Consider the following 24,221-nt stretch of genomic DNA (forward strand, 5'->3'; position numbering starts at 1 on the left):
GCGTACTTCGCATGGAGACGTGGATACCAGATTCAATTGATGGCATAAGTATTTTCTAAGACCCCAAAATGTGGAAAGTATCAAAGATGGCGGTAAAGGCATGATCAAAAAGCCAGAAAAATCACGCGTTGGCGGTGGTGGAGCAGCAACTAGCTCCGGTATTTTTTTCCAACAACGGTTGGGTTCCGTCATCGGGGCATGGATGCTTTCTGATCAGAGTTTTGATCGTGTGTTCAATTTGGGCGACGCAAGACCCTCTTGGATGCGTTTTGAGACCGAAGCCCCAGTAGATGACATTCTCGTTGCAACCGATGCAGGGGGCTTCGTTGCCATTCAAGCAAAGACTTCCGCGTCGCTTTCAGCCGAACTCAAAAGTCCTTTTGGCAAGACAATCTCCCAATTTGTAAAGCACTGGCTGGTTTGCCGAGATGGTGATGGACAACAGGAATGGAACCGCCCTCTTTCAGTTGAATTAGATCGCCTTGTACTTGCTGTGGGGCCTGAATCGCCTGCCAGTATTAGGGAAGATTTACCTCGCGCGCTTCGCCTAAAATCCCAGCCAGGTGGCGGCGAACTTACAGTTGCTCAACAGAGAGCCTTTGATATTTTTTCAACTTGCGTCGAGAACGCCTGGTTAGCCGCGACTGTTGAACCATTCGACACTGCACTCCCAAGTCATCTCGCGTCACTCATTGTCATTTTTGTCTTCAACCCCGAAGAAGCTGGCCAGCAGGCGATAGTTCAGAATCTACGGCAAATCGTTGTCGCTGAGACTGAAGCAGAAATTGTGCTGACAACACTCGAGTCTTTAAGCGCCGAGATGATGTCGCAGCGAGGCGGCGCAGATAGTTCAAAACTGAGGCAAGCGCTGATTAGTCGCGGCGTAGCATTGTCCGTGCCTCCAAATTACGCAGACGATATCGCGAAACTGCGTGCTCATAGCGAGGCCACTGCTGAAGCCTTAAGCCGTTATGAGGTAATTGAAGCGGCTGAGGGAAACAGTGTGTCACTTGTGCGCGAGTGCCAGCCTCAAATCGAAGCTGCCGCACGTGAAGGGTCATTGTTGATAATCGGAGAACCAGGGTCTGGTAAGAGCGGCGTCCTGAATTCGCTTGCCAGAACTCTGCGAGACGAGGGAAACGATGTCTTGGAGCTTGCGGTGGATCGATTTTCGGTCGAGACACTCGAAGGATTGGGCCGGGAACTAGAGATCAAACATGCACTTCTAGATGTTATCGGTTCATGGGACGGAGAGAAGCCTGCCTGGCTGGTTATTGACGCTCTTGATGCAACACGTGGTGGCGTTGGCGAAGGGGTATTTCGCAACCTAATCGAGCAAGTTCTGCAACGAAACGGGCGATGGCGAGTTGTTGCCTCGATCCGGACGTTTGACTTGCGAATGGGCCAGAAGTTTCGTTCACTCTTTGCTGGGGAACCACCTATTGAAGACCTAATGGAACATGGGTTTTCGAACGTCAGGCATGTACGTGTTCCCGAGTGGTCTGACACAGAATTTCAGCGGCTGTTAGATGCAGCACCAGCATTGGACGCCGCGCTTCAAAACGCTCCCCGCACGTTAAGAGATATTGCTTCTGTCCCCTTTAATACGAGACTCTTAAGTGACCTTGTAAAGGATGGCTTAGTAGCCACGGATTTGTCGCACGTTTCGTCCCAAGCTCAACTGCTGCAGCTCTATTGGAGCAATCGCATTGAGAGCCATGGAAATCGAGCTCGATCCTGCATTTCGCGTATTGCAAAGGCAATGGTCTCGGCGCGTGCCTTACGGGCTCCAGTTGAGGATGCAGAGGGGGCAGACCCTGAAATCATTGACACTCTCACTAGTGAAGGCGTCATAATTTCGGTCGAAAATGGCCGTTGGATACAGTTTCGACATCATCTACTTTTTGACTTTGCTGCAGCTCGTGTACTCATTGACCCCGCAGCTTTAGTTGACGGAAGTTTGCGATTTCCAAAAGATCAGGCACAGGGCCTCATGCTCGCGCCCGCCCTTTCTTTCGTTTTGAGAGAGATTTGGGAAAGCGATGAAAGTCGGTCACGCTTTTGGAGCGCTGCCGCAAAGATACTGGCTGACAATGAAGCTGACCCAGTAATACGAGGTGCAACTGGTCGGATATGTGCCGAATACCCCGAAAAACTAGCGGACACAGCTGTTCTTGCTATGCGCATCGTGGCAGACGACACAAATGCTGCTCAAGCATTTTCCCATACCTGCGGAGCCTTTGCTGTACGGCTCGAGGACTATCCCAATGCTCCGACAGCACCTTGGACAGGCCTGCTCAGGGACATATCTGAAAATTTGGAGCCGGTTGCCGGTACTGTTCGCTTTCTTTTATTCAATCTTGTTAAACTCGACCTAGATCAAAATGGGCAGGATCGTTTGGGCATCTCCGCACGTGCTCTGCTACGTCATGCATTGACGTTAGACGTCCCGCACAACTTGGCAACATCGGCTATTGATCTTGTTGCGGCAACTTTCATCACAGATCCGGTGGAATCACACCGGCTGCTTTTGAGACTGTTCGAGCCTCAAAGGTTGCAAGCACATGGTTGGGAAGAAGTTCCGGCGTTGTGTCGCAAAATTGAAAAAATTGCCCCTGCCGACCCAGACCTCGCAATAGTCGTTTATAGAGAAACGTTCGGATTTGCGGTGACAGAAGAGCGTGAAACTCGAATGGGTGACAGTCAGATAATGCCGCTAACATCTACCGCTCGGCAAGACTACGACATCGCCCGCTATTCGCTGACAGAATTTGCGCCGAAATTTCTAGCAATGCATCCCAAGGAAGCAGTTGTCGCAATTGTGGCAGCGACAGAAGGCTTTATTGCACGTGAGCATCCAATTTCACCTAACCAGCAAAAATTTGAGTCGCATATCAGCGGCCGAACAGTCCGTCTGCAAGAAGACTGGAGCTATGTTTGGGCACACAGTCCTGACAAAACTTATGGTCATGATGCAGACGCTTTGATCCTAGAGTTGCTCAAGTTTCTCCGTTCAGCCGAGCAAAGTATGGCAAGAAATGTCGTTGAACAAATCATTGCAGATGCCAGTTTTGCAATATTCTGGTCACGTATTTTTCTAGCCGCCGCTGAGCGCAACGATGGTCTGGTTGACCTGTTGTTACCAATTGCAATGTCAGAGCCATTCTTAATGGTCTCTGACACAAGGAAAGACGCGATAGACCTCGTTGCGGTTGGTTACGACCGCCTGTCTGTGGACGAACGAATCGGCTTTGAGACAGCCATAGGGGTATTCGAGTTCAGTCGTTTTGATGAGCCAGAAGCTGCGCGTGCACATTTTCTCCATCGAGTCTTTAGTGCAATTGGAAGAAGCCGGTTAGCAACAGAAGCAGCTAAAAGCACTGTGGTTGAAAACAAGGGAGCAGACCTCAGCGATCAAGGCAACAATAGACGTTTGTTTACGCTAACCACCACAACGGGCGAACCCGAGCCTTTTCACTGGATTGAGGACTTGGATCTGGACTCTTCAGTGGATCAAGTGCTGATGTGGGCAATCAATGACGCAAAGAAAGCACTTGGGCTAGAGGCGTCCTCCGAAGACGCCACCAAACTTACAATGTCCAAAGCTATTGCGGCACTCACGGGCTTAGAAACAGCTATCGACCGAACTCGCCAAAACACAGGACTTGTCGCTTACGCCGAAGGTGTCATTGGGCAAGGCATAGCGAAAATAATTTCACTCAAGATCACTCCAAGTGTGAACGCTCAACAAGAAAGCAGCCGCTTTCTCGGACTGATGTCGACAGCTTTAGAATCCCTTAACCCGGCTGTGGATGACGATACGGAAGCGAACTTCGAACGCTCCGCTTCGTGGGGCTCTCCAGCCGCGCGGGTAGAAATTGCTAGTGCAGTCCTAGACCTCACGCTTCAGAGACCTGATCTGTACCCTGAACTAGCAAGCTCAATCGACGGACTGATCTCCGATCCTCATCCTGCGGTCAGGTTGCAGTCTGGTCTTCACCTTGTTCGCATCTGGGACCTAGACCGAACAGGATTTTGGACCAGATTAGAAAGTCGTCTTGAAAGAGAGACCAACCTCAGTATTCTTAAGAGCCTCATCAACAGCGTTTTAGGACGCCTTCTACATTCTGATCCAGATCGAATAACGGCTCTCGCCGTCTCAATGAACGAGCGGTTTTCCGAACATCCAAAACGCCAAGCGGAACTCGATGAAGCGCTGTCTAGCATTTATGTCGTTCTTTGGATCACTCACGAAAAGGCGGCAGCGTATGAGATCATCTCGAGTTGGATCAACAATCGAGAGAGCAGAGGTGAGGAGTTAACCCAGATCCTTCAAACGATGAGAGGAGCACTTGTCTTAGGATTGAAAGAAGACTCGAAGAACAGCGACAACCAAATTCGCCATCGAGCTATTGACCTTACTTCGCAGATTGTCAGAAAATCGAGCGAAGGATTGAAGGCGTACGTTGCAACTGAGGAGCCAACTTTAGAGCAAATTGAAGTCGTGCGTGAAGACGCAAAGCTGCTCGACACGGCGTGTATGCAGATCTATTTTTCGGTCGGCGCATCGGATAGCAAGACGGCGCAAGATCAGACCATCAGTAAAAATAAATTGGGGCTCTTTTTCGAAGAAATTACACCGGTTCTTGAACAAATTGGCGACCACGCGACGCCGCACACGATCTACTATTTGTTACAGCTCCTAGAGTATTTACTACCGGTCGATCCAGCCCGTTCATTCGATCTAATCGCGCGTGCCCTAAAGGGTGGAGGACGACAAAGTGGCTATCAATATGAATCCATGGGCGCGGACCTACTGGTTCGCCTACTTGGGATTTTTCTTGCCGATCACAAAGAACTATTCGAAAGCGACGTCCGTCGAGCCGCGCTTATCGACTGTCTGGAAATATTTATGGATGCAGGTTGGCCCTCTGCGCGTCGTCTTCTCTATCGCCTGCCTGAACTTATCCAATGAACGCTGGTGTCGACGAAAACGATTTTCGTGGGGGCTTGCAGGGACTCCTAGAAGGAGTCGCTAGGGCTCAGGCACCGGATGCGCCCAATCCTTATGGTGGCACCGGAGAACAGGGCGTGCATGAGCATGATACCCGAATTTTTTTCTTTGATGGTTTTTTATCTCTGCTTGGTTGGCGTCTTGGTCCTGATGGGGACGTTGCTGAAGAGGCACGTATCAAAGCGGACACCACAAGATTCATCGATTATTTGGGAATTAACGCCGAGACGAATGCGCCCCTCTTAATATTTGAGGCAAAGGCTTGGGGTAAGCCATTCATTAGCGGCAACGGCGCAAGCCGGAGAAAGGCACCTGCTGAGGTTCTAGTTGAAGCAATTCGCCACGTGAACGAAGGAGGCAGTAGAGAAACGGCCCCTGTTGTAGGTGATTGGCACGATTATCTAACCCAATTGGCCGGCTACGTGAAAACGTCCCTGTCAAATTACGGACACCGCGTAAATCGCGCTGTTCTAGCAAGCGGAAGCTGGCTAATAATCTTCACTGACCCAACCGCAGTTTTCTGCGATGACACGGTTGACAGCGGTCAGTTTCAAATATTCTTAGAAAAGCAGTATGTCTCTGACGCGCATCTCATCTACAGTCTTCTGGCGCGAAAGCATCTTGGCACCGATACCCCTGTAAGCCTTCGGCCAACGCAGTTGGGACATTATGTTGCAAGGGCCAACTTGGTGGCAGCGTTCCACTCAGTCTTAGTTAACTACGAAAGATCGGGTATTGAAATCTTTTCGCCAAGACCTCGAATTCAAATCTACCCAGCGCTTCTAGTTTTGCGAGATGATGGTGCATTATTTACTGTCATTGACCAAGAAGACCCGGTCGAGATGAATTTGATTGAGGACAATGCCGGTAATAAAAGTCTCATTGCACACATTACGGAAGTTACAGAAATCTCTCATGAGTTGCTCCGCCGATGTTCTGATGAATTAGGTGAGGATCTGGTGGCCTTCGGCCTCGACTATTTTCCAGGCTTTCCGAATTTACGCATTGCCGAGAATGCGACGAACACAATCCCGCTCGGAAGGCCAACAACACAGTTTGTTAAGCCTTTTAGAACCAGAGCTGATCAGTGGTTGGTCGCTACCGGTGAACTTGCGCACTTTCTGCTGCATCAGCCTCGGGTTGCATGCGGTTTTCATACTTGGTCGGCATGCCATGCTGTTGGTCGACAAATTGGGGATTCCTCAATAAACACACGGATAACTGAAACGCCACGTTCTTTTTTTACCGACGAACAAGTTTATCACTGTGCACATCAAACGGTGCAAGATCGGAGACAAACTCGCTGTCACATTGCGCCGATTGATATGAGAATCTGTTGCCGCGCTTGCGGTTTTCAAGATATTTGCTGGCCTGCACACGAACTGGAGAAATTACCTTGTGGTGGTGGCGAGTAACCACCCACAATGCTAGCCAATAGAAATAACGTTGGCGTCTGAAGTGAATGGCCGCTTATTGAGGAGTTTTCTCTCGACTTTGCACCTGCAGCGAAGGTTGGCTTCCCGCCCAAAACGACCGCCCTAAGACCCGTCCCACGGTTTCGGAATGCATTATGCTGCCAGTTGAAACTTCGAAAAGGGCGCTCGCGTCAAAAATGCAAACCACTGAAATATCTACACTTTTTTAAAGCGCCCTACTGAAGGCCTAGGGCGGTCGGTTAGAGACAAAGCGGGTTCAGAGACCAATTTTGCGCATTTAGCCAGTCTCTGAAGGGCGGTCGCAATTGCTAAACCCCTTTGAAACAAAAAGAAAAAAGGCCCCGTCAGGGACCTCGTTATAGGTTCGCGAATGGTTTTTGGCGGAGGCTCAGGGATTCGAACCCTGGGGACGCTCTCACGCCCGTCGGTTTTCAAGACCGGTGCAATCGACCACTCTGCCAAACCTCCGCTATGGGTGCTTCCTAAAACGCTGGAAACGATTCTGCAATTAGACAAACCGCTGGTGTGCGATTGTTGCATTCAGGGGAAATTTGCCGATGCGGCGATGCTTCTCTTGTCGCGCAGGGCCTGCCCGCGCTACAACAGCGCCAATGCCCCGAAACAGGGGCGGTCAAGCGCGCGATAAAAACGGTGCGCGTGCAGGCAAGGACGAGGGAAAATGGGCAGTTATTTCAAACAATTACCAAGCGGACGTTGCTTTGGGCGGGCGCAAACACTTGCGGGTGTGGTCATGATAACCGGCATACTTGCCGGCTGCGATGATCAAGGTAATTTCGCTTTTCCAACCGCAAACGCTCCGTCAGGACAGGCCGCCGCTGCGACTGGCCCTGTGGTAGAGCGCGATGTCGAGGCTCCCGAAATTTTTTCGGTCACCGATGATGGTCTGTGGGATGGACGCCCCAGTCTTGGCGGTGTTTGGGTGGCCCACCCCGATGTGAGTGATCCCGAGCGGGTGATTATCCGCAACCAAACCAATGGCAAATTCGTTGTAGGTGCCCTGTTCCGCCGCGAACGCGACATTCCCGGGCCCAGCCTGCAAATATCCTCTGACGCTGCGGCGGCACTTGGTATTCTGGCGGGCGCGCCGGCCAAACTCAACGTGACCGCGCTTACCAAAGTGCAGGAGGCCACTCCCGCAGCCGAAGCACCAGAAAACGCCCCTTCGGTCGACGCTGCTCCTGCCATTACTTCTGCGCCGCTCGATCCGGTCAACACAACGGCAAGTTCAGCGATCAATGGGGCGGCGCCAACACCGGTGCCCGCAGCCACGCCTGCTCCGGCGCCAAAACCGGCACAGCCCACACAATCATCCAGTCTGGCAAAACCCTTTATCCAGATCGGTATTTTCAGCATGGAAGCGAACGCTAACCGTGCGGCCAAACAGATGAGCGGTGCAGGTCTTATGCCCAGCGTCAAACCCAGCGAGATCAACGGCAAAACTTTCTGGCGCGTTGTCGTAGGTCCTGCCGCGACGAGCAGCGAGTTGTCGAAAATCCTTTCCACCATAAAATCGGAAGGCTTCACCGATGCCTATGCCGTTTCCAGCTGATACTTAGAGGTCCTGATATGCGCGGAATAAAACTTGCTCTTGGCGCTCTGGCGCTTTTGGTGTCGTCAGTCAGCGCCCAGGCATTCGAGACTGGCGCATCTGCCGCCTATGTTATGGATTTCAACACCGGCACCGTGTTGATGTCAAAGAATGCCGACCAGCCCCTGCCCCCCGCTTCGATGTCCAAGCTTATGACGCTTTATATGGCGTTCGAGGCCGTAGATAACAATGTGCTGCAACTGGATCAGGAGCTGCCGGTATCCGCAGCGGCGATGGCCTACGGTGGCTCGACGATGTTTCTCAAGGCAGGCGAGCGGGTCAAGGTGGAAGATCTCATTCGTGGCATCATCGTGCTATCCGGTAACGATGCCTGTGTCGTGATCGCAGAAGCGCTTTCGGGAACCGAAAGTAAATTCGCCCAGCAAATGACAATGCGCGCCCAGCAATTGGGCATGACAAATTCGAGCTTCTCAAATTCTAACGGATGGCCACAAGCGGGCCATCGGATGTCCATGCGCGATCTAGGCCTGATTGCGGCAAAACTGATCAAAGATTACCCTCAGTATTACCCAATGTTCTCACAAGAAGAATTTCTGTTCGATGCCACTGAATCGTCCAACCGTTTCAATCGCAACCCTTTGTTGGGACTTGGTATCGGGGCGGACGGTCTGAAAACCGGCCACACACAAGAGGCCGGCTACGGCCTCGTAGGCTCTGCGCTGCAAGGGGACCGCCGCATCATCTTTGTCCTGTCCGGTCTGCCATCCGCACAAGAGCGTGCCCGCGAAGCAGAGGCCGTGACAAACTGGGCCTTCCGCCAGTTCTCCCAGACGGAGTTGGGGAAAGCCGGTACTAAAATAGCTGAGGCCGATGTATCGATTGGTGCCGAGCAGATGGTTGGGATGGAACTAGCCGAAGATATATCCCTGTTGTTGCCCGTCACCCCGATTGCGCCGCTGAAAACCGAAATTGTGTATAGCAGCCCGATCAAGGCGCCCATTGCAAAAGGCCAGCAGATTGGCGAACTGGTAATCAGTCCCGAAGGACTGCCGGAGCACCGTGTCCCGCTGGTGGCGGATCGCGACATTGCCCCGCACGGCTTTGTCGGTCGAATGATGGCCGCGGCGCAGCACCTTGCCCAGCGGATCAGTGCCCCACCTACGCCGGAGGCGTCGTGACCCTGGCAACCTGCGAATCAGGACTGTTTATAAGTTTTGAAGGCATCGACGGATCAGGTAAATCAACACAAGTGTCATTGCTGGCAGATTATTTGCGCAAAACGGGCCGCGAAGTCGTTGTCACCCGCGAGCCGGGAGGCTCGGCCGGGGCTGAGGAAATTCGCGCATTGGTACTGCAGGGCGATCCTGACCGCTGGTCCGCCGAAACAGAAATACTATTGTTTACAGCAGCACGCCGCGACCATCTGGAAAGGCTGATCCGCCCTTCCCTTGCCGCAGGCAAGGTTGTCATTTGTGACCGCTTTGCCGATAGCACACGGATGTATCAGGGGCTTAGTCGCGGCGATCTGCGTGAAACGGTTGATACGCTTCATAATCTGATGATCGGCGTCGAACCGGACCTGACAGTGCTCATTGATATGGATCCGGTCGAAGGGCTTAAACGCGCAAAAGGACGGATGGGCACAGAAGAGCGGTTCGAGGATTTCGGTGCGGATTTGCAAGCTGCCATGCGCGCAGGCTTTTTGGCACTGGCAGCACAATTCGAAGACCGGTTTCGCGTGATTGATGGTGCGCAGAGCGTCAAAGACGTCAGCACAGCGATTAGACATGCTGTTGACACCGTGCTTAGCATATAATGATGAACAGCTGATTTTACGAAGAAATCCGCGATTTTTGACAAATTTTACGCTGTCCTCCTTCAAACCACAGCGCGCCCATTTCCAACCTGCACAATCCCCGATAAACCGCCACCATGAGTGATGAAACCGCCCCCCAGCCAGAGCGCCTTGAAGGTGCTCCCCATCCGCGCGATACGGTGCAGTTGCTGGGGCAGGATGCCGCGCAAACAGCGTTTCTAGATGCATTCAACACAGGCCGCCTGCACCACGCATGGATGCTCACAGGCCCGCGGGGTGTCGGAAAGGCAACGCTTGCATGGCGCATTGCCCGATTTTTGCTGGCGACACCACAACCGGATGCGGGGGCCATGTTCGCGCCCGAGCCCCCCACCACACTCGAGATCGGCGCGGATCATCCCGTCGCCCTGCGCGTGGCGTCGGGAGGCGAAGGGCGCATCCGCAATGTTACCCGCACGATAAATCCGACGACCAAAAAGCTGCGCGGCGAGATTGTGGCCGACGACATCCGCTCATTGAACGGATTTTTCCAGATGTCCGCGCCCGATGGCGGCTACCGCGTTGTGATCATCGATGATGCCGATCTAATGAATGTCACAGCCGCAAATGCGCTGCTGAAAATGCTCGAAGAGCCCCCTGCGCGCGCTTTGCTGATTTTGATATCCCACCAGCCTTCGGGCCTTTTGCCCACAATCCGATCGCGTTGTCGGACACTGCCCCTGCGCACTCTGGACACTGCAGAAGTGGCACAGGCCATGGCACAAGCGGGCGTGCAATCTGCCAACACCGATGCCCTTGCGGCACTGTCGGGGGGATCTGTCGGCGGGGCGATGCGCCTGTCACTACTGGGGGGTGCGGCACTTTATTCAGAACTTGTAGGCCTCATCGGGACGATGCCAAACATGGACCGTCCTCGCGCGCTCAAACTCGCCGAAATGGCTGCGGCACGTGGCGGCGAGGCAAAGCGCGATTTGCTGTTTGTGTTGATTGATCTACTGCTGAGCCGCCTTGCTCGCACAGGCGCAACCGGCACGCCTCCCACACCCCAAGCAGCAGGCGGCGAGGCGGATATTCTTGCACGCCTGTCCCCGCATCCGCATCAGGCCCGCATCTGGGCCGATCTTGCAGCCCAGATCGGGGCACGCGCCCGCCACGGCATCGCGGTCAACCTTGACCCTGCTGCACTGGTCCTAGATACCTTTACCAAAATGGCACAGGCCGCACCGCGCTGACCCGCCTACCCCAAGTTACCGGAGCGTTATGACCGACATCCCCGCCATTACCGACAGCCATTGCCACCTCGATTTCCCCGAGCTGATCGCCGAATTGCCCGATGTGGTATCGCGCGCACATGCCGCTGGCGTGGCGCGAATGGTGACGATCTGTACCAAGCTCAGAAACGAGCCTGCTGTACGCGCCATTGCCGAAGAACACACTTCGGTATTCTATGCCGCAGGAACCCATCCGATGAGTGTCGCCTCCGAGCCGATGGCAACCATGAAACAGCTTATCGAGATTGCGGAGCATCCAAAAATGGTCGGCATCGGCGAAACGGGCCTTGATTATCATTATACCGCCGAGAGCGCACAGATTCAGCAAGAGAGCCTGCGCCTGCACATTGGCGCTGCACGCGAGACCGGTCTGCCCTTAATAATCCACAGCCGCGACGCCGATGATGATATGGCCGCGATCCTGCGCGAGGAACATCAATGCGGCGCCTATACCTGCGTTATGCATTGCTTTTCTTCGTCCGAAACGCTGGCGCGTGCCGCCCTTGATCTGGGATTCTATCTTAGCATGTCCGGCATCACCGCCTTTCCGAAAAGCCAGCCCTTGCGTGACATATTTGCCGCCGCTCCGCTGGAGCGTATTCTGGTCGAAACCGACAGCCCGTATCTTGCGCCACCACCCCATCGTGGCCGCCGGAACGAGCCTGCGTTTACCGCACATACCGCGCGCAAGGCGGCTGAGACATTCGGCATCGACTATGCCACTTTCGCCGCCCAGTCAGAGGCGAATTTCGAGCGGTTGTTCCGCAAGGCAGCAGACTACAAGGCCACCTCATGACCGACACAATGCGCATTACGATCCTTGGCTGTGGCTCATCGGGCGGTGTTCCGCGGCTCGGGGGGGTGTGGGGATCTTGTGATCCGTACGAGCCACGTAATGTGCGCAGGCGCTGCTCCATATTGGTCGAGCGGATGACGGACGCGGGCACAACAACGGTTCTGATCGATACCTCGCCAGACATGCGCAGCCAGCTTCTTGATGCCGGTGTTGGACGCCTTGACGCTGTGCTCTATACCCATGCCCATGCCGATCATGTTCACGGGATGGACGATTTGCGGATGATTGTGATCAACATGCGCGCGCGCCTGCCCGTCTGGGCCGACCAGCCAACGCACGATGCCCTGATGGACCGCTTTGGCTATGCGTTTATCCAGCCCGAAGGTTCTATGTACCCGCCAATTCTGGACATGAACCTTATGAACGGCGATGTTGTGATTGACGGCCCGGGAGGCAAGCTGCGCTTTACGCCTTTCCTCGTGCCGCACGGCGGGATGGATGCTCTGGGCTTTCGCGTGAACAATGTGGCCTACCTGCCGGATGTGGCAAGCATCCCCGACAATGTCTGGCCACACCTTGAGGACCTACGCTGCTGGATCGTAGACGCCTTGCGCCGCGAGCCGCACCCGACCCACAGCCACCTGTCCCAAACACTCGAGTGGATCGCAAAGGTTCGCCCCCATTCCGCCGTCCTCACCAACATGCATACCGATCTGGACTATGCGACTGTGATGGCCGAGACCCCCGACCATATCCGACCGGCTTTTGACGGCATGCAGCTTGATTTTGATCTAGCCTGACACTCCCATCCGAGGCACATTTGCCCCCCCTATCCGAGGCCGTGCCATATGCAGCTGCTCCTTGATGTTATCATGCCGGTTTTTCTGGTAATTGGTTTCGGCTATGTCGCTGTGTGGCGCGGTCTGTTTCCGGTATCAGGGGTCGATGGCGTCCTGCGCTTTGCCCAGAGTTTCGCGGTACCTTGCCTGCTGTTTCAGGCGATTGCGAATCTGGATCTGGGCGCGGCTTTTGACGCAGGTCTGCTGGTCAGTTTTTATACCGGTGCCGCCATCTGTTTCGCTGCGGGCATGTTCGGGGCACGCCTGTTTTTCAAACGCGACTGGGAGGACTGCGTCGCCATCGGTTTTTGCTGCCTGTTCTCAAATTCGGTTCTGCTGGGCCTTCCCATATCCGAGCGGGCGTATGGCGCAGACCAGCTAACGGGCAATTACATGATTATCGCCATACACTCGCCCTTTTGCTACGGCCTCGGGATTACAGTGATGGAATTTGTGCGTAATCGCGGCCAAAGCGGCGCCACGCTTGCCCGCTCGATCAGTCGTGCAATGTTCCACAATCCTCTGGTGATCGGTATTCTGGCGGGGTTCACGGTCAACCTCACAGGATTCGTAATCCCGCCGGTAGTTGACGATGCGCTGTCGCTGATTGTACGCGCAGCCCTGCCTGCCGCGCTCTTTGCGCTGGGTGGCGTGTTGATTCAATATAAACCCGAAGGCGATATGAAGGCGATCGCGATGGTCTGTGTCATCGGCCTTGTGATGCATCCCGCGATTGTCTGGCTTATGGGCTCAGCGCTTTCGGTTCCGCCGGACCTGTTCCGCTCGGGCGTACTGACAGCAGCAATGGCACCTGGGTTCAATGCATATATTTTTGCAAATATGTACGGACGCGGGCGGCGCGTAGCCGCCTCTTCGGTGCTTATTGCAACGGCATCATCAATATTTACTGTCTGGATCTGGCTAACCGTTCTTGGGTGATTCCAGTTTTATCCAAATGCGCAAAACACGTCCGGCAACAGTTTCGTACGAAAGCCACAGACGTAAATAATTGGCCCACCCGTCTCTGGATTCGCACATAAATTCTTAAGGTATTGTCTTGTAAGAATAAAATGGTGCGGGTGAAGGGACTCGAACCCCCACGCCATAGGCGCCAGAACCTAAATCTGGTGCGTCTACCAATTCCGCCACACCCGCACTTGCAACAAGATCGCGTTGACCAGTGCTGCAGATGTGTCCCTAACAAAACCCAATCACCATGGCGAGCCTAAAAAAACACGCGACATCAACATTTTCTTGTCTTATTGTTGAGACAACCTGAGGCAGGTTAGACAAGAAAGAGAGACGCCATGAAACCGAAAACGGTCGGGCGCATAGGTGGAGACACTCCACAAGCGCGCCAATTCGCGCCTTACGCATCCCGCGACACCGGGTTGTTGCAAGGCACAACACTTCTTACGCTCGAAGGCGAGATGCCCGTTGAGTTTGTAAGTGTTGGAGACAAACTCATTACACGTGACAGCGGCATCGCCCGTATCGAGCATATTCAGCGTACAACGCGGATGGTTCAGACCATCGCTGTTGCTGCGGGATCGCTCGGGCATAAGCGGCCGGAACGGGACGCAATGCTGGCAGGCGATCAAATGTGTCTGATACGCGACTGGCGTGCACAGGCGATGTTCAGTGCCGATCGTGCCCTTGTCGCGGCGCGTACCCTTGTCGATGGCGAATTCATCCGCGATTTGGGCATGCAAGAACAAACACTGATCCAGATATTCTGTGACGGCCCGCATATTCTTTATGCAGAAGGCCTCGAAGTGAGCACCGCAGACGGCGCACGCGCACGCGGTCAGGTTTTGCACGCCGCATAAGCCGCCACCAGCTTCTTGTTTGACCACAAGGCCTCGGATCAGTCCGGGGCCTAAGCTGTTTACGGTAGCAGTTCGCGCACGTATCATGACCTGAGCGACCTATTTTGGCCGTGTGCTTTTGCCCCGTGCATGCGCATATCCGCACCGATGTAAAACGATCCGGCGGAAGTTTCAATTTTGCCTAAAATTTAGACCTATAGGCTATTTTATGTGCATCTTGGTGAAAATCACAGTGCCTTCCCCGCCTGCTGTCAGGCACGATCTGGATTCCCCCCGATCACAGTGAAATGTCTGACCGCAGAATTCGGCTTTAGGGAGGCTTATCGGTGAAAAAGATCGAAGCGATCATCAAACCATTCAAGCTCGACGAGGTGAAGGAAGCCCTTCAGGACGTCGGCGTACAAGGCCTCTCGGTCATCGAGGTAAAGGGTTTTGGCCGTCAGAAGGGCCATACCGAACTCTACCGCGGTGCCGAATATGTCGTGGATTTTCTGCCCAAGGTCAAAGTAGAGATTGTATTGGACGACGATCAGGTCGATGCCGCGATCGAGGCCATTGTGAATGCTGCAAAGACGGAAAAAATCGGCGACGGCAAAATCTTTGTCTCCCCCGTTGAACAAACAATCCGCATCCGCACCGGTGAGTCCGGCTCGGACGCGCTGTAAACCCACACCATCACGACAAGAAATCAGTAAAAGGACATCGCAATGAGCGCTAACGCAGATCTGATCAAACGTATTCAGGACGAGGATATCGAATACATCGATATCCGTTTCACCGACACACGCGGCAGGTTGCAGCATGTAACGATTGTGAACGACCTCGTCGATGAGGACTTCCTCGAGGAGGGCTTCATGTTTGACGGCTCTTCCATCGCTGGCTGGAAATCCATCGAGGCATCAGACATGAAACTGATGCCAGATGTATCGACAGCATACATTGACCCGTTTTATGCCGAGAAAACCCTGTGTATCCATTGCTCCATCGTTGAGCCAGACACAGGCGAATCATACGAGCGCGACCCCCGTGGTACCGCCGAGAAGGCAGAAGCATATCTCAAATCGTCAGGTATCGGCGACACAGCATATTTCGGACCCGAGGCGGAATTCTTCCTGTTCGACAATGTGAAATACTCCAACACGATCAACAAAGTGTCCTACGAAGTCGACGCATCCGACGGCTCATGGAACACCGATACCGATTACGAGATGGGCAACATGGGCCACCGCCCGGGCCTCAAGGGCGGCTACTTCCCCGTGAACCCGACCGACGAAGCGCAGGATTTGCGCGGCGAGATGCTCTCGACGATGAAGCGTCTTGGCATGAAGGTCGACAAACACCACCACGAAGTGGCGTCTTGCCAGCACGAGCTTGGCTTGATCTTCGGCACGCTCACCCATCAGGCCGACGAGATCCAGAAGTACAAATATGTGATCCACAACGTCGCCCATGCTTATGGCAAATCCGCGACCTTCATGCCAAAGCCGATCTATGGTGATAACGGCTCGGGTATGCATGTGAACATGTCGATCTGGAAAGATGGCAAGCCTTTGTTCGCAGGCGACAAATACGCTGATCTGTCGCAGGAAGCGCTATATTTCATCGGTGGCATCCTGACCCACGCGAAATCGCTCAACGCCTTCACCAACCCCGGCACAAACAGCTACAAGCGGCTCATCCCAGGCTTTGAAGCACCCGTTCTGCGCGCCTATTCCGCACGCAACCGCTCTGGCTGCGTTCGCATTCCATGGACAGAATCCCCCAAAGCAAAGCGCGTCGAGGCACGTTTCCCCGATCCATCCGCAAACCCCTACCTCTGCTTCTCGGCTCTGCTTATGGCCGGCCTCGACGGGATCAAGAACAAGATCGATCCGGGCGAAGCAATGGACAAGAACCTCTATGACCTGCCCGCCGAAGAGCTGGCCGGCATCCCGACTGTCTGTGGCTCCCTGCGCGAAGCGCTGGACGAGTTGAGCAAAGACATGGATTATCTGCTGGCCGGTGACGTGTTCACCCGCGACCAGATCGAAGGCTATATTGGCCTCAAGATGGAAGAAGTGCACAAGTACGAGCACACACCCCATCCGGTCGAGTTTGGCATGTACTACAGCTGCTAAACGCTGCAAGTAGCCGAATATTCTAAAAGAAGGCGCTCTGGTTCAGGGCGCCTTTTTTGGTATGGAAAATTTAAAGCGCATGGAGCATGCTTCCCCCCCCCCGTCGGTGGCCGCACCCATAATAAGCGGCGGAAACAACGAAGGGTTTGCAAGCCCGTGGAGGTTCGTTAATCTAGTGCGAAACATTATTCAGAGGTAAGCCCATGCGCTCCATCAAGACCATAGCGATATCTTTCGCCCTATCGGCGGCTTTGGCCGCGCCTGCGGTTGCAGCACAATGCGGCAATGACGCCGGCGGCTTCAACACGTGGAAAGCTGCATTTGCAGGCGAAGCTCAAAAGGCAGGCGTAGGGCAGCGCGGCCTCGCAGCCCTTGCCAGCGCACAATATGCGTCTGACACCATTCAGGCTGACCGCAACCAGAAGTCGTTCAAATATACCCTCGATAAATTCATGCAGGTGCGCGGTGCCCCGACAATCGTAAGTCAAGGACGCAAGCGCAAAGGCCAGAATGCAAATTTCTACGCCTCGCTGGAGCGTCAATACGGCGTGCCCGCAGGTGTTTTGCTGGCCATCCACGGGATGGAAACCGCCTTTGGCGGGTTCATGGGCAGCAGCCGCGTGGTTTCTGCAATCACAACACTGGCCTATGATTGCCGCCGGTCTGACTTTTTTGCGCCACATGCGATTGGTGCGCTCCTGCTGGTGGATCAAGGTACAATCGACAGCAACACAAAGGGCGCCAAGCATGGCGAGTTGGGGCATACACAATTCCTGCCCGGGAACGCAAAACGCTACGGCGTAGACGGTAACGGCGACGGCCGTGTCGATCTGTACAACCAGACCGACGCGCTTGCCTCCACCGCTAACTTTCTACGCTCAAAGGGCTGGAAGGCAGGTCAGGGATATCAGGAAGGCCAACCCAACTTTTCCGTGATCAAGCAGTGGAATGCGGCGACAGTTTACCAGCAGGCCATCGCGATCATGGGTGCCCAGATCGACGGCTAACCCGTCATTTGGATTACGTAAAGCAACTAAACAAACCCCGATGCCTACCGGCTTCGGGGTCTGTTTATTTTGAGCGCCGCGTAGCAATGCGTGATTAAGCGTCAGACCCCGGCCGTATCTGTACCGGCGACGTCCTGTCCAAAAACCATACGCCCTCTCCCAAAATAGAGCGCGGGTGGATACCAATCCTGTAACTGCTGGCACCGGCAACCGGGTTGATGGGACGATGGTACAAATGCCTTTTCGTTACTTAACGAGGCTGATGCGTGGTTCTATTGACCCAGCGCCTGCCCCAGATCATCGGCCAGATCGCCTGCATCTTCGATCCCCACGGACAACCGCAGCAGACCCTCGGGGATGCCTGTGTGAGGCTCGATTGTATGGCGGTGTTCCACAAGGCTTTCTACCCCGCCCAGAGACGTAGCGCGGTGAAACAGTTTGAGCCGCGCGACAGCCCCAAGTGCGGCCGGGGCTGCCCCTTTGACCACAAACGACAACAGGGGGCCAAAGCCGCCTTTCATCTGGGCGCAAGCCAAGGTGTGGCCCTTATGGGTCGGCAAGCCGGGATAGAGGACGGTCTCGACGGCCGGATGATCGCTCAGATATTCTGCGAGTTTCTGGGCGTTCGACGACATCCGCTCGACCCGCAGAGGCAATGTGCGCATGCCCCGCAGCAACAGCCATGCCTCGAATGGTCCAAGGACGGCCCCTGCCATATCGCGGTCGCTGCGGATCGCCTGCCAAACGGCGCTGCTCGCATCCGCCACCGCCAGCGCACCGGCCAGCACATCGGAATGACCGTTGAGCCCTTTTGTGGCCGAATGCATCACGATATCGGCCCCGAACGAAAGCGCGGGCGTCAGCACAGGTGTGGCAGTGGTCATATCGGCGACCAGCAGACCGCCGTTCGCATGCACCGCCTCGGCACAAGGCGCGATATCAACGATGCGCAACCATGGGTTCGATGGTGTTTCAATCCACGCCAGTGCGGGCTTGTGTGCCGTGCAAGTCGCAGTGAAAGCGTCGGTATCTGCGGCCTCGACTTCAATTAATGTGATGTCGCGGCGGGTACAAAAGGCGCGGATCCACGCCGTAGTACCCCAGTAGATCTGGCTTTGCACCAGAACTGTTGCGCCAGCAGGCAGCGTGCGGAACACCGCAGCCACCGCAGCCATGCCCGAAGGGAACACCATCGCATCAGCCGCCCCTTCCAGACGCGCGAGGACGCCCTCGACCATCCGGCCGTTGGGCGCATGGCTGCGCGAATAGACGTTGCCGTCTACTGCGGGCACGTAATCCTCGTCGCGCACGAATGTCGTCGCTGGATGGATCGACGGGACAACACCGCCCGTTGCATCATCCAGAAGCCCGCCGGCCTGTGCCGCGATGGTTGCCGGTTTAAGAGTATCGAGGTTTTTGGGGGCCATTGTGCGCTCCGCTGAGGTGGCTGTGGATTCTGTCAGCCGCAGGTGTAGGGCGCGCAGAGCACCTGTGCAAACCTGAAGTATCACCGATGCCGCAAGTTACGGTGCCTCCCGAAGCGTCACGGTGACGTGAGGCGCGTGTCAGCCTCTTGTACCTCACCGCCCGCCGGTCCAGTTTATGAAGGTCACAGGAGACAACAGATGGCGACAAAGCACATAACCTTTACCGGCCATGACGGCTCAGCGCTGTCAGCGCGGCTTGACATGCCGACAGGGCCGCATCTGGCCACTGCGATATTTGCCCATTGTTTTACATGTGGAAAGGATATCCCCGCTGCCCGCCGCATTTCGGCCCGTCTGGCCGCGATGGGTATTGCAGTGCTCCGGTTTGATTTCACAGGCCTTGGCCATTCGGAGGGCGAGTTCCAGAACACCTCCTTCTCGAGCAACGTCGATGATATTATTGCCGCAGCCGAATGGTGTACAGCGCAGGGTATGGCCCCCAGTCTACTGGTCGGGCACTCTCTGGGTGGTGCAGCAGTGATAAAAGCGGCAGGCCTGATGCAGGGGATCAAGGCGGTGGCAACGATTGGAGCCCCCTTTGACCCAGCACATGTGACCCACCATTTCGCCGCTGCACTGCCGGATATCGAAACGAACGGATCGGCGGAGGTCACTTTGGGTGGACGTCCCTTTACGATCGGAAAATCATTCATCGAGGACACGGGCAATGGCGTTCTGGGCGATGTGCTATCGCACCTGGGGGCCGCGTTGCTGGTGATGCACGCACCGCGTGACAAGATTGTTGGCGTGGAAAGCGCCTCACAGATTTTTACCGCTGCCAGACATCCTAAAAGCTTTGTCTCGCTGGATGATGCCGACCATCTGGTAAGCAATCCGAAAGATGCAGAATATGTAGCGGATGTGATTGCGACGTGGGCTGCGAGATACATCAACCGTCCCCTGCCCGCTCCGCCCATCGGCGCACCAGAGGGGGTGGTGCGGGTGTCCGAGGCCAATCCCCATGGCTTTTTGCAAGACATCACATCGGGCAGTCACATGCATATGCTTGCCGATGAGCCGTTGGCCTATGGCGGAACAAATATGGGCATGTCGCCCTACGGGTTTCTGGCTGCCAGTCTGGGGGCCTGTACCTCCATGACCGTGCGAATGTATGCGCAGCGAAAAGGCTGGCCACTTGAGCATGTTAATGTGGATGTGAGCCACAACAAGGTACATGCGCAGGACGCCGCATTGGGCACCGGCGAGAAGATCGACGTGTTCAAGCGGTGCATAACGCTCACCGGAGGCGAGCTTACCCATGAGCAGCGGATGCGCCTGCTGGAGATCGCAGACCGCTGCCCCGTGCATCGCACACTTGAGCGGACTTCGGTGGTCGAAACTGATCTGGTCGCCGCCTGACCTTTACTCTCGTCGTCCCGCTCCTCGGGGCCGGGCATTGAATAATCCGCGCTCCAGCCTTGTCCTTGGGCGGGTCAGGGGATATTGCGCGATTATCCCGCAGTCTCACAGATAGGTGTCCCTATGATCCCCCGCTATTCCCGCCCCGAAATGGTATCAATCTGGTCACCGGAAACAAAATTCCGCATCTGGTACGAAATCGAGGCACATGCCTGTGATGCAATGGCCGATATTGGCGTCATCCCCCGCGCCAATGCAGACGCGGTTTGGAAAGCAAAAGACGTAGAATTCGACGTGGCCCGCATCGACGAGATCGAAGCCGTGACCAAGCATGACGTAATCGCATTCCTCACCCATCTGGCCGAGCATGTAGGCGCGGACGAGGCACGGTTTGTGCATCAGGGCATGACCAGTTCGGACGTGCTCGATACCGCGTTTAACGTACAGTTGACCCGCGCTGCCGATATTCTTATCGCTGATATGGAGGCGCTTCTGGCCGCTCTCAAGCGCCGAGCGATCGAACACAAAGACACCCTGCGTGTGGGTCGCAGCCATGGTATCCATGCGGAACCTACAACGATGGGCCTGACCTTTGCGCGGTTTTATGCAGAGATGGACCGCAACCTGAAGCGTCTACACACAGCCCGCGAAGAGATCGCAACAGGCGCGATCTCTGGTGCAGTCGGAACCTTCGCCAACATCGATCCGCGCGTGGAAGAACATGTCTGTGCCAAACTGGGCCTCACCCCCGAGCCGATCAGCACACAGGTTATTCCGCGTGACCGTCACGCCGCATTCTTTGCCTGCCTCGGTGTGATCGCCAGTTCGATCGAGAATGTCGCCACCGAAGTGCGCCACATGCAGCGCACTGAAGTGCTAGAAGGAGCGGAGTTTTTCTCTGCGGGGCAAAAAGGCTCCTCTGCGATGCCACATAAAAAAAACCCCGTGCTCACCGAAAATCTTACTGGTCTGGCGCGTACCATCCGGATGGCGGTGATCCCTGCGATGGAGAATGTGACGCTCTGGCACGAGCGTGATATTTCCCACTCTTCCGTCGAGCGCGCGATTGGCCCCGATACGACCATCACCCTTGATTTTGCGCTACACCGGCTCACCGGCGTGATCGACAAAATGCTGATTTACCCCGACAATATGCTGGCCAACATGAATAAGTTCAGCGGCCTCGTGATGTCACAGCGCGTCTTGCTTGCGTTGACACAGGCAGGCGTGAGCCGTGAAGACAGCTATAAGCTGGTGCAGCGCAACGCCATGAAGGTTTGGGATCACGGCAAGGACTTCAAAACCGAGCTTTTGGGCGACGATGAAGTTCTGGCCGCACTGAGTGTTGCCGAGATCGAAGAAAAGTTCGACATGGGCTACCACACAAAGCATGTTGATACGATTTTCAAGCGCGTCTTTGGCGACTGATTATTGCCGAATCCTTGGGCAGTTACGCAATAAAGCATGCGTCAGCTTGACACAGAACACATAAACGGTGCGATTTCTTTTGAAATTGCACCGTTTCTCGTTAACGTAGGGTCATGTCACGAAAAGGAGTAATGGACATGAAAATGAAGATTGCACTTGCCACTGCCACCCTGCTGCTTTTGCCAACGCTGAGCATGGCTGCGGGCTGCAACTATGACAAACAGGCGATGTCATGCGCCCAAGGCTCGGTTTATGACAGTGCGAGCAAGAGTTGCGTCGCAACAACCACCTAAAACACAAGACCGCATCGAACATCGGTTACACGCTGGTGTGATAGCGCGCGGGCTAAATTTTGTTTACCGCGCGCTGTCGAGTGCTACCTTTTAAGCTAACTTAATTAATATTTTTTTATGGAGCATCTCGATGCGTATATTTTTAGCTGCCACACTCGCTCTCGCTGTTCCTTTTGCCGCATCGGCAGCTGGCGACGAGAGAGCTCCGCCGAAAAAGCCGAAATGCGAAAGCGGCTTTGTCTACGATAAAACTACCAAGAAATGCGTAAGCAGCACGGGCCACACCTTCGATGTGGATACACTCTATCAGGAAGTGCGCGCCCTTTCACATCATGGACGGTACGGCGATGCGCAGACCTTGTTGGCGATGATGCCCGCCGAGGATGATCGCACGCTCACCTACCTTGGCTTTACCAACCGGAAGATGGGCAATACCGAAGCCGGGATGGCCTATTACAATCGCGCCCTCACTGTGAACCCCGCCAACGTTCTTGCCCGGTCCTACATGGGACAGGGTTTTGTCGAAGAAGGCAATGTGACCGCGGCGATTGAACAGCTTCGCCAAATCCGTGCACATGGGGGCGCTGGCACATGGGCAGAGGCATCCCTGCGCACCGCGATTGCCACCGGCGAAACATTCAACTGGTAAAAATGCTACTGTGAAAAGGGCTGGCGCGATCCTCTGCAGCGATCGCGCCGTTTTTTGTATGGCATGATCCCTCACTGAGAGGTTTCAGGATCTTTTTACTTTTAACATGCATACCTGTGACATACCCTATTTCGAGATTGGCACAGATGAACGAATTAGCATTCAAAACATCCCATCCGTCCCCCATCGCGCGGCACGGCGATGACGGGCACATCGTCCCTGCCACACTTAGCAAACGAGCGAAGGCAGCAATCGTTGTGCGGTTGCTGATTAACGAAGGTGCCGATATCGCCCTTGAGGAGTTACCCCCCGAACTTCAGGCGCAGCTCACGCAGCAAATGGGTGCGATGCGGGTCGTTGATCGTGTGACCCTCGCCTCTGTTATCGAGGAATTCACCCAAGAGCTTGAGGCGATTGGCCTATCGTTCCCCGGCGGAATTGCCGGTGCACTCGATGCACTGGAAGGACGTATCGGGCGCGAGACAGCGGCGCGGCTGCGCAAAGAGGCCGGCGTGCGGGCCTCTGGAGATCCATGGCAGCGTATCCGTAACCTTCCAGCCGATGCGCTGCAAAAGATTGTCGAACTGGAAAGTGTCGAAGTAGCAGCTGTTTTGCTGTCGAAGCTTGAAGTCCCGGTCGCGGCTGCGTTGCTTGGCCGTCTGCCTGGCCCGATGGCACGACGTATCACTTATGCCGTTTCCCTGACCAGTGACATATTGCCGGACGCGGTGGACCGGATCGGTCTATCGCTTGCCGCACAGCAGGACGAGCAGAAAGTTCCTGCCTTCGCCTCGGGAGCTGCCGAAAGGCTAGGTGCAATTCTCAATTCATCGTCTACCCCCACGCGCGACGATATGCTTGCAGGTCTCGACGAAAGTGATCAGAGATTGGCCAGTGAGGTGCGCAAGGCAATCTTTACCTTCGCTAACATCCCCAGCCGTATTCTACCCCGTGATGTGCCGCGACTGCTTCGTAACGTCGATGGCGGTGTGTTGCTTATCGCGATGGCAGGTGCGGAGACAGCAGGTTTTGCTGCACCACGAGATTTTATCCTAGAGAATATGTCTGGCCGCATGGCCGACCAAATGCGTGAGGACATATCCGAAGCGCCAAAAGCCAAACCCGCCGAAGTGGACGAGGCGATGGCAGCCGTTGTTGCAGCGATCCGCGAAATGGAGCAAAGCGGAGATCTTGTATTGATTGAGCAGGATACAGAGGGGGAGACGGGCTGAGCGAACGCCACTCAAAAATAGCTTGCGACGGTCATGGAACGGTGGCTCTGCTTATTTGCCGCTGGCATCTCTTTGCGG

At 55.0% G+C, this 24,221-nt stretch carries 19 protein-coding genes and 2 tRNA genes; 18 read left to right on the forward strand and 3 right to left on the reverse strand.

Features of this window, described 5'->3' with window-relative positions; all coding sequences use genetic code 11:
• Nucleotides 1-70: 70 nt before the first annotated feature.
• Nucleotides 71-4,975 carry an NACHT domain-containing protein gene (locus tag C8N30_RS16650; RefSeq protein ID WP_198021470.1) on the forward strand — a complete coding sequence of 1,635 codons (4,905 nt, stop codon included), beginning with the start codon at nt 71-73 and terminating at the stop codon, nt 4,973-4,975.
• Nucleotides 4,972-6,429, forward strand: a complete 1,458-nt coding sequence (locus C8N30_RS16655; RefSeq protein WP_025061662.1) for a hypothetical protein — start codon at nt 4,972-4,974, stop codon at nt 6,427-6,429. Before C8N30_RS16650 ends, C8N30_RS16655 begins: the two co-directional genes overlap by 4 nt.
• Before the next feature lie 399 nt (nt 6,430-6,828).
• Here C8N30_RS16655 and C8N30_RS16660 read toward each other — a convergent pair.
• Nucleotides 6,829-6,918 (reverse strand) — tRNA-Ser (locus C8N30_RS16660).
• A gap of 211 nt (nt 6,919-7,129) precedes the next feature.
• On the opposite strand from C8N30_RS16660, the gene C8N30_RS16665 reads away from it, so the two are divergent.
• From C8N30_RS16665 to C8N30_RS16695, 7 genes are all read left to right on the forward strand, one after another.
• Nucleotides 7,130-8,020 (forward strand): SPOR domain-containing protein, encoded by an 891-nt coding sequence (locus C8N30_RS16665; RefSeq protein WP_232222795.1) that lies wholly within the window; start codon nt 7,130-7,132, stop codon nt 8,018-8,020.
• 17 nt (nt 8,021-8,037) lie between these two features.
• A complete protein-coding gene (locus tag C8N30_RS16670; RefSeq protein WP_037967827.1) occupies nt 8,038-9,198 on the forward strand; it encodes a D-alanyl-D-alanine carboxypeptidase family protein in 1,161 nt (386 codons plus the stop codon).
• Nucleotides 9,195-9,836 (forward strand): dTMP kinase, encoded by a 642-nt coding sequence (tmk, locus tag C8N30_RS16675; protein WP_025061659.1) that lies wholly within the window; start codon nt 9,195-9,197, stop codon nt 9,834-9,836. Before C8N30_RS16670 ends, tmk begins: the two co-directional genes overlap by 4 nt.
• Before the next feature lie 116 nt (nt 9,837-9,952).
• The gene (locus C8N30_RS16680) at nt 9,953-11,068 is read left to right on the forward strand and encodes a DNA polymerase III subunit delta' (protein ID WP_025061658.1); all 1,116 of its coding nucleotides are present in this window, start codon (nt 9,953-9,955) and stop codon (nt 11,066-11,068) included.
• A 28-nt stretch (nt 11,069-11,096) separates the two neighbouring features.
• Nucleotides 11,097-11,903, forward strand: a complete 807-nt coding sequence (locus C8N30_RS16685; RefSeq protein ID WP_025061657.1) for a TatD family hydrolase — start codon at nt 11,097-11,099, stop codon at nt 11,901-11,903.
• On the forward strand, nt 11,900-12,703 hold the full coding sequence (locus tag C8N30_RS16690) for an MBL fold metallo-hydrolase (protein WP_025061656.1): 804 nt from the start codon (nt 11,900-11,902) through the stop codon (nt 12,701-12,703). The genes C8N30_RS16685 and C8N30_RS16690 overlap by 4 nt, the downstream gene beginning before the upstream one ends.
• A 48-nt stretch (nt 12,704-12,751) precedes the next feature.
• Complete coding sequence (locus tag C8N30_RS16695) at nt 12,752-13,681, forward strand: AEC family transporter (protein WP_025061655.1); 930 nt, start codon at nt 12,752-12,754, stop codon at nt 13,679-13,681.
• Nucleotides 13,682-13,813: 132 nt separating this feature from the next.
• On the opposite strand, the gene C8N30_RS16700 is transcribed toward C8N30_RS16695, so the two are convergent.
• Nucleotides 13,814-13,897, reverse strand: a tRNA-Leu gene (locus tag C8N30_RS16700).
• 152 nt (nt 13,898-14,049) lie between these two features.
• On the opposite strand from C8N30_RS16700, the gene C8N30_RS16705 reads away from it, so the two are divergent.
• The 4 genes from C8N30_RS16705 (at nt 14,050) to C8N30_RS16720 (ending at nt 17,695) form a co-directional block, all read left to right on the forward strand.
• Complete coding sequence (locus C8N30_RS16705) at nt 14,050-14,571, forward strand: Hint domain-containing protein (protein ID WP_025061654.1); 522 nt, start codon at nt 14,050-14,052, stop codon at nt 14,569-14,571.
• A 326-nt stretch (nt 14,572-14,897) separates the two neighbouring features.
• Entirely contained in the window at nt 14,898-15,236 is a 339-nt protein-coding gene (locus C8N30_RS16710; RefSeq protein ID WP_025061653.1) for a P-II family nitrogen regulator, read from the forward strand.
• Nucleotides 15,237-15,278: 42 nt separating this feature from the next.
• On the forward strand, nt 15,279-16,688 hold the full coding sequence (gene glnA / locus C8N30_RS16715) for a type I glutamate--ammonia ligase (RefSeq protein ID WP_025061652.1): 1,410 nt from the start codon (nt 15,279-15,281) through the stop codon (nt 16,686-16,688).
• Nucleotides 16,689-16,891: 203 nt separating this feature from the next.
• Nucleotides 16,892-17,695, forward strand: a complete 804-nt coding sequence (locus tag C8N30_RS16720; RefSeq protein ID WP_025061651.1) for a lytic murein transglycosylase — start codon at nt 16,892-16,894, stop codon at nt 17,693-17,695.
• Between the two features lie 272 nt (nt 17,696-17,967).
• Here the strand turns inward: C8N30_RS16720 and C8N30_RS16725 are convergent, their stop codons facing one another.
• Nucleotides 17,968-19,122: a trans-sulfuration enzyme family protein gene (locus tag C8N30_RS16725; protein ID WP_025061650.1), complete on the reverse strand. Its 1,155-nt coding sequence runs from the start codon at nt 19,120-19,122 to the stop codon at nt 17,968-17,970.
• A gap of 198 nt (nt 19,123-19,320) precedes the next feature.
• Here C8N30_RS16725 and C8N30_RS16730 point away from each other — a divergent pair, with 198 nt between their 5' ends.
• The 5 genes from C8N30_RS16730 to C8N30_RS16745 all read left to right on the forward strand — a co-directional run bounded on the left by C8N30_RS16730 (nt 19,321) and on the right by C8N30_RS16745 (nt 24,143).
• Nucleotides 19,321-20,541: a bifunctional alpha/beta hydrolase/OsmC family protein gene (locus C8N30_RS16730; RefSeq protein ID WP_025061649.1), complete on the forward strand. Its 1,221-nt coding sequence runs from the start codon at nt 19,321-19,323 to the stop codon at nt 20,539-20,541.
• A gap of 123 nt (nt 20,542-20,664) precedes the next feature.
• Nucleotides 20,665-21,969, forward strand: coding sequence for an adenylosuccinate lyase (purB, locus tag C8N30_RS16735; protein WP_025061648.1), 1,305 nt, complete (start codon nt 20,665-20,667; stop codon nt 21,967-21,969).
• Between the two features lie 137 nt (nt 21,970-22,106).
• Nucleotides 22,107-22,262: a hypothetical protein gene (locus tag C8N30_RS19445; RefSeq protein WP_156949537.1), complete on the forward strand. Its 156-nt coding sequence runs from the start codon at nt 22,107-22,109 to the stop codon at nt 22,260-22,262.
• A 130-nt stretch (nt 22,263-22,392) separates the two neighbouring features.
• Nucleotides 22,393-22,911: a tetratricopeptide repeat protein gene (locus C8N30_RS16740; protein ID WP_025061647.1), complete on the forward strand. Its 519-nt coding sequence runs from the start codon at nt 22,393-22,395 to the stop codon at nt 22,909-22,911.
• 146 nt (nt 22,912-23,057) lie between these two features.
• Entirely contained in the window at nt 23,058-24,143 is a 1,086-nt protein-coding gene (locus C8N30_RS16745) for a flagellar motor switch protein FliG (RefSeq protein ID WP_037968236.1), read from the forward strand.
• Nucleotides 24,144-24,221 lie beyond the last annotated feature (78 nt).

The sequence above is a fragment of the Sulfitobacter guttiformis genome (genome assembly GCF_003610455.1).
Taxonomy (GTDB): domain Bacteria; phylum Pseudomonadota; class Alphaproteobacteria; order Rhodobacterales; family Rhodobacteraceae; genus Sulfitobacter; species Sulfitobacter guttiformis.

Coding starts and splice junctions, on each gene's coding strand:
- C8N30_RS16745 (WP_037968236.1), top strand. CDS start 23,058: ATGAACGAATTAGCATTCAAAACATCCCATCCGTCCCCCATCGCGCGG.
- C8N30_RS19445 (WP_156949537.1), top strand. CDS start 22,107: ATGAAAATGAAGATTGCACTTGCCACTGCCACCCTGCTGCTTTTGCCA.
- C8N30_RS16670 (WP_037967827.1), top strand. CDS start 8,038: ATGCGCGGAATAAAACTTGCTCTTGGCGCTCTGGCGCTTTTGGTGTCG.
- C8N30_RS16690 (WP_025061656.1), top strand. CDS start 11,900: ATGACCGACACAATGCGCATTACGATCCTTGGCTGTGGCTCATCGGGC.
- C8N30_RS16695 (WP_025061655.1), top strand. CDS start 12,752: ATGCAGCTGCTCCTTGATGTTATCATGCCGGTTTTTCTGGTAATTGGT.
- C8N30_RS16685 (WP_025061657.1), top strand. CDS start 11,097: ATGACCGACATCCCCGCCATTACCGACAGCCATTGCCACCTCGATTTC.
- C8N30_RS16705 (WP_025061654.1), top strand. CDS start 14,050: ATGAAACCGAAAACGGTCGGGCGCATAGGTGGAGACACTCCACAAGCG.
- C8N30_RS16725 (WP_025061650.1), bottom strand. CDS start 19,122: ATGGCCCCCAAAAACCTCGATACTCTTAAACCGGCAACCATCGCGGCA.
- C8N30_RS16680 (WP_025061658.1), top strand. CDS start 9,953: ATGAGTGATGAAACCGCCCCCCAGCCAGAGCGCCTTGAAGGTGCTCCC.
- purB (WP_025061648.1), top strand. CDS start 20,665: ATGATCCCCCGCTATTCCCGCCCCGAAATGGTATCAATCTGGTCACCG.
- glnA (WP_025061652.1), top strand. CDS start 15,279: ATGAGCGCTAACGCAGATCTGATCAAACGTATTCAGGACGAGGATATC.
- C8N30_RS16730 (WP_025061649.1), top strand. CDS start 19,321: ATGGCGACAAAGCACATAACCTTTACCGGCCATGACGGCTCAGCGCTG.
- C8N30_RS16720 (WP_025061651.1), top strand. CDS start 16,892: ATGCGCTCCATCAAGACCATAGCGATATCTTTCGCCCTATCGGCGGCT.
- C8N30_RS16665 (WP_232222795.1), top strand. CDS start 7,130: ATGGGCAGTTATTTCAAACAATTACCAAGCGGACGTTGCTTTGGGCGG.
- C8N30_RS16740 (WP_025061647.1), top strand. CDS start 22,393: ATGCGTATATTTTTAGCTGCCACACTCGCTCTCGCTGTTCCTTTTGCC.
- C8N30_RS16655 (WP_025061662.1), top strand. CDS start 4,972: ATGAACGCTGGTGTCGACGAAAACGATTTTCGTGGGGGCTTGCAGGGA.